Origin of the sequence: Algoriella xinjiangensis (assembly GCF_900115015.1) — a bacterium.
Taxonomy (GTDB): Bacteria; Bacteroidota; Bacteroidia; order Flavobacteriales; family Weeksellaceae; genus Empedobacter; species Empedobacter xinjiangensis.
Genome location: NZ_FOUZ01000024.1, coordinates 1 through 10322, shown reverse-complemented (window position 1 = coordinate 10322; position 10322 = coordinate 1). Strand labels below are relative to the sequence as shown.

The 10322-nt window shown below is 30.8% G+C and carries 11 protein-coding genes and 1 tRNA gene; 5 read left to right on the top strand and 7 right to left on the bottom strand.

Annotated features, from left to right (window positions below; all coding sequences use genetic code 11):
* Positions 1-473: 473 nt before the first annotated feature.
* Positions 474-554: transfer RNA gene (locus BM072_RS15080), tRNA-Leu, on the bottom strand.
* A 58-nt stretch (positions 555-612) separates the two neighbouring features.
* Complete coding sequence (locus tag BM072_RS15075) at positions 613-1395, bottom strand: MBL fold metallo-hydrolase (protein WP_092910618.1); 783 nt, start codon at positions 1393-1395, stop codon at positions 613-615.
* A 41-nt stretch (positions 1396-1436) separates the two neighbouring features.
* On the opposite strand from BM072_RS15075, the gene BM072_RS15070 reads away from it, so the two are divergent.
* A complete protein-coding gene (locus BM072_RS15070; protein ID WP_092910615.1) occupies positions 1437-2879 on the top strand; it encodes a nicotinate-nucleotide adenylyltransferase in 1443 nt (480 codons plus the stop codon).
* A 36-nt stretch (positions 2880-2915) separates the two neighbouring features.
* Here BM072_RS15070 and BM072_RS15065 read toward each other — a convergent pair whose 3' ends face one another.
* The 3 genes from BM072_RS15065 to bcp form a co-directional block, all read right to left on the bottom strand.
* Complete coding sequence (locus BM072_RS15065; protein ID WP_092910611.1) at positions 2916-3500, bottom strand: hypothetical protein; 585 nt, start codon at positions 3498-3500, stop codon at positions 2916-2918.
* An 85-nt stretch (positions 3501-3585) separates the two neighbouring features.
* On the bottom strand, positions 3586-4647 hold the full coding sequence (recA, locus tag BM072_RS15060) for a recombinase RecA (RefSeq protein ID WP_092910608.1): 1062 nt from the start codon (positions 4645-4647) through the stop codon (positions 3586-3588).
* A gap of 11 nt (positions 4648-4658) precedes the next feature.
* Positions 4659-5114, bottom strand: coding sequence for a thioredoxin-dependent thiol peroxidase (bcp, locus tag BM072_RS15055; RefSeq protein ID WP_092910605.1), 456 nt, complete (start codon positions 5112-5114; stop codon positions 4659-4661).
* A gap of 173 nt (positions 5115-5287) precedes the next feature.
* Here bcp and nth point away from each other — a divergent pair, with 173 nt between their 5' ends.
* Positions 5288-5908, top strand: coding sequence for an endonuclease III (nth, locus tag BM072_RS15050; protein ID WP_092910622.1), 621 nt, complete (start codon positions 5288-5290; stop codon positions 5906-5908).
* Positions 5909-5931: 23 nt separating this feature from the next.
* Entirely contained in the window at positions 5932-6348 is a 417-nt protein-coding gene (locus BM072_RS15045) for a hypothetical protein (protein WP_092910602.1), read from the top strand.
* A gap of 1 nt (position 6349) precedes the next feature.
* Here BM072_RS15045 and BM072_RS15040 read toward each other — a convergent pair whose 3' ends face one another.
* On the bottom strand, positions 6350-6823 hold the full coding sequence (locus tag BM072_RS15040; RefSeq protein WP_092910599.1) for a lipocalin family protein: 474 nt from the start codon (positions 6821-6823) through the stop codon (positions 6350-6352).
* Positions 6824-7011: 188 nt separating this feature from the next.
* Here BM072_RS15040 and BM072_RS15035 point away from each other — a divergent pair, with 188 nt between their 5' ends.
* Both BM072_RS15035 and BM072_RS15030 read left to right on the top strand, forming a co-directional pair.
* Positions 7012-7566, top strand: a complete 555-nt coding sequence (locus tag BM072_RS15035) for an alpha/beta hydrolase family protein (RefSeq protein ID WP_092910596.1) — start codon at positions 7012-7014, stop codon at positions 7564-7566.
* A 12-nt stretch (positions 7567-7578) separates the two neighbouring features.
* On the top strand, positions 7579-7857 hold the full coding sequence (locus BM072_RS15030) for a hypothetical protein (RefSeq protein ID WP_092910593.1): 279 nt from the start codon (positions 7579-7581) through the stop codon (positions 7855-7857).
* A gap of 43 nt (positions 7858-7900) precedes the next feature.
* Here the strand turns inward: BM072_RS15030 and BM072_RS15025 are convergent, their stop codons facing one another.
* Positions 7901-10039, bottom strand: a complete 2139-nt coding sequence (locus tag BM072_RS15025; protein ID WP_092910590.1) for a TonB-dependent receptor — start codon at positions 10037-10039, stop codon at positions 7901-7903.
* Between the last annotated feature and the right edge of the window lie 283 nt (positions 10040-10322).

Here is a 10322-nt window from a genome sequence, read left to right as displayed (position 1 = left end):
AGGGTGAGTTTTTGTTTTGCAACTCAAAGATAATTTGAGATACAAAATTCAACCCTCTTTTTTTGAACTTTTTTTAAACGTTTAGGACGCTATTGATTTGTTTCATACTAATAAATTTTTCTACTAAATATAATTAATATTATACACCTTTTTTATTTGTGTTAACTAATTGAATTTTAAATAGTACCGTTTTAGATAAATGATAATGTTTTTAAAACTCAGCTACAAGCCGCATTATACCGTTTTAAACGAATATCCAATTCAGCCAAAAATAAAGAAATTATTTAATTGTCAGAGATAGATTCTTTCCATCATCGGTCAATAGTTAAGTAAGTTTATTTAGAAAAGAATGTAAGCAGTATGAATTATATAGATGAATTAGTCAAAAAACTTTAAAATTAATTTTAGCCACCCTTTTAGCCACCCACAAAAAAATAAATCCCTTAAGTATAGTTACTTAAGGGATTTTTCAGTACTCGGAGTGGGAATCGAACCCACACTCCGGAGGAACACGAGTTTGAGTCGTGCGCGTCTACCAATTCCGCCATCCGAGCATTGTGACTGCAAATATAATGTTAGTTTGTTTATTTCTCCAAATGTTTCGAAATGTTTTTACACAATTATTTCTAACATATCGTAAGCCAAATGTTTATCTATTGGCAAATATTTCTCAATTTCATCATGAAAACCCAAATGATGCGAAATATGCGTAAAATAAGTCTGCTTTGCACCTATCAAATCTGCATATCGAATTGCTTCGTCCAGTAAAATATGCGAAAAATGCTCATTCTCTATTCTTAATGCACTTATGATTAAAATTTCTACACCTTTTAGTTTGGCTAAAGATTCTTCCGGAATTGTTTTTACATCTGTCAAATACGCAATTTTATCATCAATCAAATAACCTAAAATAGGCAATGGTCCGTGCATTATTTTGATGGGTTGAATATGAAATCCTGCAACCAAAAACTTATCTTCTTCTACATGATTCTCTATAACAGTTGGTACGCCAGGATATTTATGTTCGGAAAACATATACGGAAAACGATTGTGTAATTCGTCTAAAACACGTTTCAAACCATAAACATTTAAATCTTCGCCAGATTTAAAAACCAACGGACGAATATCATCCAAACCTAATACATGATCATTGTGTTCGTGCGAAAAAACTATTCCGTCCAACTGTTTTGCATTATAGCGTAACATTTGTTGTCTAAAATCTGGACCACAATCTATTGTTATAACTTTATTATCTTTCTCTAATAATAAGGACGATCGCAAACGCTTATCTTTTGTATTAGTTGACAGACAAACAGGATCATCACTTCCAATAATAGGAATACCTTGCGATGTCCCCGTACCTAAAAAATGTATTTTTATATTTGATTTAGCCATAATGATTTGTAAATTTACCACAAACTATTTGAAATATACTTATGGCATTAGAACAAGTTCTTACTCCTAAACAAAAAGCTTTAGAAGTCAATTTGAATCCGAAAATTTACGGTTCTTTTGCAGAAATTGGTGCAGGTCAAGAGACCGTTCGTTTTTTTTATCGTGCTGGTGCCGCGTCGGGTACTGTTGCAAAAGCAATGAGTGCATATGACAAAGAAATGTCTGACTCTATTTACGGAATCGAAGAAAATAGACGTTATGTGACCCAAGCGCGTTTAAAGAAAATGTTGGATCATGAGATGGAATTGATGAAGGAGCGTCTTGTACACGATCATTACAAAGAAAAAGCATTTTTTACATACGCCAACACTGTTACAACAATAGATTATGCCAAAAAGAATGAAGGACAAGGCTGGATTGGGCTTCGTTTTAAATTGAATGCAGAGGATGAAAAAGCAAACGAAATTATTTTTCATGTCAAATTCAAAGAAAATTCGGCACATTTACAACAAGAAACTTTAGGTGTTTTAGGTGTAAATTTAATTTATGGTGCGTATTATTATTACGATAATCCGCGTCGATTAATTAAATCTTTATATGATACGCTAGACAAAGATCAGTTAGAAATTGATATGATTAACTTTCGTGGACCTCAATTTAAATACGTCGACAATCGTTTGATGTCTTTACAATTGGTTAGAAACGGAATGACTGATGTTGCAGTTTTCAATCCGCAAGGGAAAAATATTTTACCCGCAGATTTACTTTACAAGAAAAATATATTTGCTATTCGCGGTTCTTTTCGTCCATTTATGAATGTTAATATGGACATGTTTAAAGGTGGTTTAGACATTTTTAAACAAGAAGATAATGTACGAACAGATAATACTGAGATTTTATTTGAAATTACACTTTCTAACCTAATTGCTTCGAGTATTGAGGGCGAATTAGATGAACGTGATTTCTTGGACAGAGCAGATATTATTGGAAATTTAGGTTACAATGTAATTATTTCTAATTTTTCTGAATATTATAAATTGGTTGATTATTTTTCTCAATTTACACGAAATCAAACCAAAATTGGTTTAGCAATGGGTGTAAATAATTTGGTCGAAATTTTTAACGAACAATATTACGCCGATTTACCTGGTGGAATTATGGAAGCTTTTGGAAAATTGTTTAAGAAAGATGTAAAAATTTATCTGTATCCGTATTTAGATAAAGTAAAAGACATTTTATTAACGTCTAAAAATTTACAAGTAAGTGATAGCGTACACGAATTGTACAAATATTTCTTATACAATGGTAGAATTCAAGATATTTTAAATTACAATCACAGTTATTTAGATTCATATTCAAGACGTATTCTCGAAAAAATTGCAAACGCCGAAGAAGGCTGGGAAACCGAATGTCCCGAAGGTGTTGCCGCAATAATAAAAGAACGTGGTATGTTTGGGTATAAAGTAAATTATTTGTTGGAGTAATTTATAAATAAAATATAAAGGATAAATTAATTTGATTTATCCTTTGTTGTTAACATATTTTTTAAAATCATTTATTAATAATTCAAATGTTTTGTTTAATTGACTTTCTTTTGTCTTAGAAACTGATATACCTTCATGTGTAAAGTCTAAAACCGAAATACTTTCTTTTGTATAAATTCTTTTATAATTGGTTAAATCATACAATTCTAAAATAATATGATATTCTCTTTTGACATTAGGCATATTATTTGAACTACTTTCAGTAAAAGATGGTTTTAAAATCGTTTTAAGAACAATTAAATAATCTGATTTTGATTCTTCTTTTATAAGTTTTAACTCTTTATCATCTAAAAATTTATCTATTAAAATAGTTGTATCTAAATTTAAATAATTTTGTTTTAAAATTAGCTTATCTCCAAGAATAGATTTAAAATCAGTATCTACTTTAGTATTAAATTTTTCTACATAAAAAGGAAAATTATTTTTTGTTAAAACAAAAGTAGAATTTTTATTTATATGATTTTTTTCAGAATATTTTAAATTATCATGTAAAGTATACTTTGGAGTATAGCAAGAACTTACAAACAAAAATACAAAAACTAAAAGACTATATTTCAACATATTATTATAGTTAATTATTTTAAAGATATAAAAAAAGCTCCGAGAAATCTCGGAGCTTTTTTATTTATATTAAATTCTTTTCGAATTATTTTTCTTCAAATAATGCTTCTTCATCAGCAGGATTATCAACAGATGGTTTTCCATCAGCAGGCACTCCTTTGATTAAAGCGATAATTTTAGCTTCAATTTCTTCTGCCAATTCAGGATTATCTTTCAATACTTCTTTTACAGCATCACGACCTTGCCCTAATTTGCTATCGTTGTACGAATACCAAGAACCAGCTTTGTTTACAATACCTTTCTCTACACCCATATCTAAAATTTCACCAACTTTAGAAATTCCTTCTCCATACATAATATCAAATTCTGCTTGACGGAAAGGTGGCGCAACTTTGTTTTTAACAACTTTTACTTTAGAATGGTTTCCGATAACTTCGTCACCATTTTTAATTTGAGTTGAACGACGAATATCTAAACGTACAGAAGCATAAAATTTTAAGGCATTACCTCCAGTTGTTGTTTCTGGATTACCGAACATTACACCAATTTTTTCACGTAATTGGTTAATAAAAATCGCTGTACATTTTGTTTTATTAATTGTACCAGTCAATTTACGTAATGCTTGAGACATTAAACGCGCTTGCAATCCCATACGAGAATCTCCCATTTCTCCTTCAATCTCAGCTTTTGGAGTTAAAGCAGCAACAGAATCAATTACAATAATATCGATAGCACCAGAACGAATTAAATTATCTGCAATTTCTAAGGCTTGTTCACCATTATCTGGTTGAGAAATAATTAAGTTTTCTACATCAATTCCTAATTTTGCAGCATAACTACGGTCAAATGCATGTTCAGCATCAATAAAAGCAGCAATACCACCAGCTTTTTGCGCTTCTGCAATAGCGTGTAATGTTAATGTTGTTTTACCCGAAGATTCTGGTCCATAAATCTCGATTACACGACCACGTGGATATCCTCCAATACCTAAAGCGATATCTAATCCTAAAGATCCCGACGGAATAACTTCAATTTTATCATCAATCGCAGAATCTCCCATACGCATTACAGTTCCTTTACCGTAAGCTTTGTCCATTTTATCAAGAATAAGCTGAAGTGCTTTCTTTTTATTGTCTAAATCGCTCATTATATTATTTTTTATTTTTCTAAAATTTGGTTAGCGTGTTCTTTTGTTTTTACTTTTTCAATTACATCTGTAATTATTCCGTTTTCGTCAATGATAAAGGTTGTACGATGAATACCATCAAATTCTCTACCCATAAATTTCTTCGGTCCCCAAACACCAAATGCATTTAAAACATCGTGGTTTTCATCTGCAATTAACGGAAATGGCAAGCTGTTTTTCTCTGCAAAATTCTTTTGTCTTTTTACAGAATCTGCGCTTACTCCTATCACATGATAACCTTGTGCTTTTAATGCATTTTCGTTATCGCGCAAATCGCATGCTTCTGCTGTGCAACCAGGCGTACTTGCTTTTGGATAGAAGAAAACAACCAACTTTTTACCTGCATAATCTTGGTAAGAAATAACGTTATCATCTTGATCAACTCCTTTAAAATCTGGGACTTTATCTCCTACTTTTAACATCTTGATTTTTTATTAGAACTTCTCGTAAAAATAAAGAATATATCTCGAATCATCACGTATTAAATGATTAATACTTTATTTTTCATTACAAATATAAAATACTAAAACGCCAAAATAAGACGCTACAAAATTATTCAAGATAAAAATGATACATTTACAAAAAAGTTTTAATTCTTATGATGTTAAAGAAAGAACGTGTGCTATTTGTAATGGATGAATTAGAAAAATTATATCCTGTTCCGCCAATTCCGTTAGATCATCAAGATGCATTTACCTTACTAATAGCTGTTTTATTATCTGCCCAAACGACTGATAAAAAAGTTAACGAAGTAACGCCCGAATTGTTTGCAAAAGCAGCCAATGCAAAAGCAATGATGTTATTGGAAGTGGATGAAATAAAACATTATATCAGACAAATTGGTTTGTCTAACACAAAGGCAAAAAACATCAAAAGATTATCCGAAATATTAGTCGAAAAATACAACGGAGAAGTTCCCGAAGGTTTTGAAGAACTGGAAGAATTACCTGGCGTTGGACACAAAACGGCTTCGGTTGTGATGTCGCAATGGTTTGGTCATCCTGCATTTCCCGTTGACACACACATTCATCGTTTGATGAAATTATGGAAATTGACAAAAGGTAAAAATGTAGAAGAAACCGAAAAAGATGCGAAGAAATTATTTCCGAAAGATTTATGGAATAAACTTCACATTCAGATTATATATTATGGTCGAGAGTTTTCGCCAGCCCGCGCTTGGAGCTTGGAGAAAGATTTTATCACTCGAAAAATGTTTGAATAATAATTTAGAATTAAATCTAGAGCATGAAAACGTACACATTTCTAATCGCACTATTTTTCTGTAGTCTAATTTTTGCGCAGAAATCTGCTTTTACGGGTTGCGAAAACCCAAAAGGTAGAGGCATGAAAACCATTTGTAAATCAAAAAATTTTCCGGCATTGTTCTCCGAATATATGTATGATGTGGTTCGTAATTATAAAAATGTGCCGCAAGGACGCGCAAATTTAAAATTTATAATTACGGCAAAAGGAGAAATGAGTCAATTAAGTTATTCGGATACAAATAACGAAGCATTTGCCAAATTAGCGTTGACTATTCTTCAAAATATTCAACAAGATTTTCAGCAATATAAAATATTTTTTATTCCAATTCGAGAAAAAGAAACCAATCAACCTATCAATTTCACGTACGAATTTCCTATCTATTACTCAACTGAGTAAATTATTTTACCGGTTGATAAACATTTAATTGAAGCGTAGTTGTTGTTTGTCCAGCTTCGTCTGTTTCTACTTTTATTGTGTCTTGTAAAATCAAATAATACGGATCTAACTGATTCATATAATATGTTTTTACCGTATCATCAGCCATTTTTAGTTGCAATTCGCGCTTTTTATTTGCTGCATTGTAAACATAAGTTCCGTCTGTTTGCGTCTGCACACAATTATTATCTACAGTTTTGTACGCAACAGAATAAAATCGTTCTATATCTGTAAAATCTAATGTCGATTGACGCTCGCAATCTACCAATTTATCTACAGTTGTTACATTATTTACCGCAATACGAATTTCTTTTAATTGCCATTTGTGTGCTCTCAACAATTGATCTTGAGAAATTGCAAACGAATCATCTTCTTTACACGAAAAAATTGTCAGAATACTGATTGTTAAAAAAAATAACTTAAAAATATTTTTCATTCGATTTTTATAAATAGAGCTGTAAAAGTAAAAATTTTGAATGATTTATTAGAAAAATAATAACTATTGAGCAATAATTAATCTAAAACTGAGAAATTAATCCATTCATAATTTTTAGAATTATTGTAGAGAATCTCCTCTAAAATCTCTAAAAAATAATTTAACTTTATCATTCAAAACAACAATACATGAAAACTTTTCCGGTAAAAACTTCGGATGGATACACAATTACCGCAACCGCATTTGGAGAACAAAATGCAACCAATAAAATTATTGTAATTTCTTCTGCAATTGGTGTAAAACAAGTTTTTTATGCAAAATATGCTACTTATTTAGCCAACAAAGGTTATTTGGTTTTTACATACGATTATAGAGGAATTGGAGAATCTAAACCACCAAAATTAAAGAATTTTAGTGCGTATTTTATTGATTGGGCCGACAAAGATTTTATGGCGATTACGCAATACACGGAAGAATTTTATCCGAATCACGAAAAATTTTTAATCGGTCATAGCATTGGTGGAATTATGATTGGTTTGACGAGAGCTTATAAAGTTTATAGTAAAATTGTGACAATTGGTTCGCAATATGGTTATATCAAAAATTTTCATCAAAAAGATAAACCAAAAGTTATTTTCTTCTTTAGAGCAGCAATTCCAATTTTATCTACTTTCTACGGTTATTTTCCATCTCAAAAAGTTGGAATGGGCGAACCAATACCGAATGGAATTGCAAGTGATTAGCGAAAACTTATTTTGAAAGAAGCTTCGATTTTAGGTTATGCCAACGAAACTCAAAATCTTTATGATGAAATTACACAACCAATTTTGATTATTAGTTTGGATGATGATTTTATGGCAACACCAAAATCTGTAGATTTATTTGCAGAATTGGTTCTGAAAAATGCCAAGAAAAAACGACTAAATATTATTCCGAAAGAATATGGTTTGGATAAAATTGGTCATTTAGATTTTTTTAGAGAAAAAAATAAAGAACAACTTTGGCAAATTCCATTAGAATTTTTAGAAGAATAAAAAAACCGCAATTATGCGGTTTTTTTATTGATTATTTATTGTTTTAAAATCTTATTCCAACTCCTCCCAAAATATTAAGACCAGCTTGCGGATAATAATTTGCGCCTTCATAATAAAATCCATTTGATTCGTATTCGACATCAAATAAATTATTAATCAAAAATGAAAATTGTAAATTTTTAATTCCTTTTACAGTTGGCTTGTATTGGATTAACACATCCGAAACCAAATAACTGCTCAACTTACCATCAGCAGGCTCGGTATTCGATAAATATTGTTCGCCAACATATTTATTCGTCAAATTAATTAGCACATTTTTGATTGGAAAAACCTCAAAACCAAAAGCAGAAATTACATCTGGTGATAACGCTATTTTTGTTTTACCAAACGATTTGATTGAAGAATTCCCAGCTTCGTCCCAAACTTCTTCTTGGTAATTTTTATGTTTATTCTGGCTAAAAGTGATGTTTCCAAAAACATTTAATCTATTCGGAATAATTTTATAATTCGCATCAAACTCTACTCCGCTTCTGTAACTGCTTCCCGAATTTTCTCTAATCGGAGTTCCAACATCATTCAATCTTCCCGTCGGAACTAACTGATTGCGATAATCCATATAATATAAATTCGCGCTCATCGAAAAACGTCCCGATTTTTTGTACCCTAATTCATAATCTTGCAAAAATTCTTCTTTCGGTTTCAATCCATTATTCTCATAATCTACACGCAAAGGTTCGCGATGCGAAATTCCGTAAGAAGCGTAAAAGATATTTGTTGGATTGATTTTAAAATTTACGCCAGCTTTAGGATTCACAAAATTAAATGTATCCGAAAATGGTCTGAAATCTTCTTTTATATTTTCTCCATTTGGCAAATATTTCGCGTCATAATCTACATAACGGTACTGTAAATCTCCAAATAACTCGAATTTATTTAGTTTATATAACACTTTAGCATAAGCTGCAATTTGCTTTTTTAAAGAACGATTGTTATAATATTTGTACGATTTATTTGTCCAATTGTACTCTTTCATCCAAATCACATTTCCGTAATGATCACCATCATATTCATTTGCAGATAAACCAAAAAACACGCTGAAATCATTTAGTTTTTGATTTTCTACTTCTAAATTAAATCCATAAAAATCATTTTCTAACCATTCTTGTTTTACTAAATCTGTGCGTTTATCGCCTAAAGATTCTAATTTATAGTCTTTTAAACTAGCTTTATTTTTATAGCTCTCGTAATAACCTTTACCTTTTGTGTAATGAAGCGTAAAATTAGATTTCCAATTGTTACCAAAATCTTGTAACCAAGACAAAAAATAATGATTTTGTTGATAATTATCGGTTTGATTTTTATAGAAACCAATTACTTCGCCATCATCATTTTTAATTTCTCCTGACGGATTATATCTCCGATTGGTATCTAACGTTTTTTGATTAATTCCATTCCATGCTTGATAAGTTTGTTCTTTTCCAAACATATTCTGAAATCTAAACTTGGTTTTATCACTCAATTCATATAATGCCGTTACATCATACGAAATCAAATCTGCCCAAGATCTATGAATATATCCATCAGAATCAATCTTAGAAAAACGAGCGTCTACACTCAATTTATCATCAAGTATTTTACCCATACCAGCCTGAACTGTATATTTTTGCGTTTTAAAATTTCCGAAAGAAACATTGGCTTCTGCAAAAGGAATTGTAGACGGATCTTGTGACGCAATATTTACACTTGCACCAAAAGACGCCATTCCGTTAGACGAAGTTCCTACACCACGTTGTATTAACATAGAATTTGTAGACGATGCCAAATCGGGCATATTAACCCAAAAAACACCTTGCGATTCTGCATTATTTAATGGAACACCATTTAGTGTTACATTAATAGATTGCTCATTAAGACCTCTGATTTTTAACGAAGAATAACCAATTCCTGATCCTGTATCGGATGTTATAGAAACTGATGTTGCAGAATTTAATAACGTAGGAACATCTTGTCCTAAATTCTTTTTTTGTAGAATTTTTCCTGTTACTTTTTCAACTGTTATTGGTAATTTCTCTGTAATAGAGACTTCTTGTAGATTGATTTCTTCCTTTTGGATAGAATCTTTTTCTTGTGCATATAAAATTGATGCACCAAACATTGACAATAAAAAAATCGACCTTTTCATAATTTATATAAAATATTATGAAAGGAGCCATATTACACTTTTAAAATTTATGCGCGTATGTAATTTGGTGAAGACCATTTCCCTTAGCAGCATTACCCGCCCAGGTTCATTATAATCTCAGCCTCTTAAAAAAAGAAGCACCCCTTTCGATTGAGCCTCAAAATTACACTTTTTTTTTAATTAACAAACAATCCTGTCCTAAATAAAAAATCAACATAGAAAATTGGACCATTTCATTGAGTTTCCGCCTTGAAATGGTTGTTTTTCAAAATAGAACCCCTTG

What these genes read in the sequence shown, in the direction of transcription:
- BM072_RS15075 (WP_092910618.1), bottom strand. Translation starts at nt 1,395, where the DNA reads ATGGCTAAATCAAATATAAAAATACATTTTTTAGGTACGGGGACATCG.
- BM072_RS15070 (WP_092910615.1), top strand. Translation starts at nt 1,437, where the DNA reads ATGGCATTAGAACAAGTTCTTACTCCTAAACAAAAAGCTTTAGAAGTC.
- BM072_RS15065 (WP_092910611.1), bottom strand. Translation starts at nt 3,500, where the DNA reads ATGTTGAAATATAGTCTTTTAGTTTTTGTATTTTTGTTTGTAAGTTCT.
- recA (WP_092910608.1), bottom strand. Translation starts at nt 4,647, where the DNA reads ATGAGCGATTTAGACAATAAAAAGAAAGCACTTCAGCTTATTCTTGAT.
- nth (WP_092910622.1), top strand. Translation starts at nt 5,288, where the DNA reads ATGTTAAAGAAAGAACGTGTGCTATTTGTAATGGATGAATTAGAAAAA.
- BM072_RS15045 (WP_092910602.1), top strand. Translation starts at nt 5,932, where the DNA reads ATGAAAACGTACACATTTCTAATCGCACTATTTTTCTGTAGTCTAATT.
- BM072_RS15040 (WP_092910599.1), bottom strand. Translation starts at nt 6,823, where the DNA reads ATGAAAAATATTTTTAAGTTATTTTTTTTAACAATCAGTATTCTGACA.
- BM072_RS15035 (WP_092910596.1), top strand. Translation starts at nt 7,012, where the DNA reads ATGAAAACTTTTCCGGTAAAAACTTCGGATGGATACACAATTACCGCA.
- BM072_RS15025 (WP_092910590.1), bottom strand. Translation starts at nt 10,039, where the DNA reads ATGAAAAGGTCGATTTTTTTATTGTCAATGTTTGGTGCATCAATTTTA.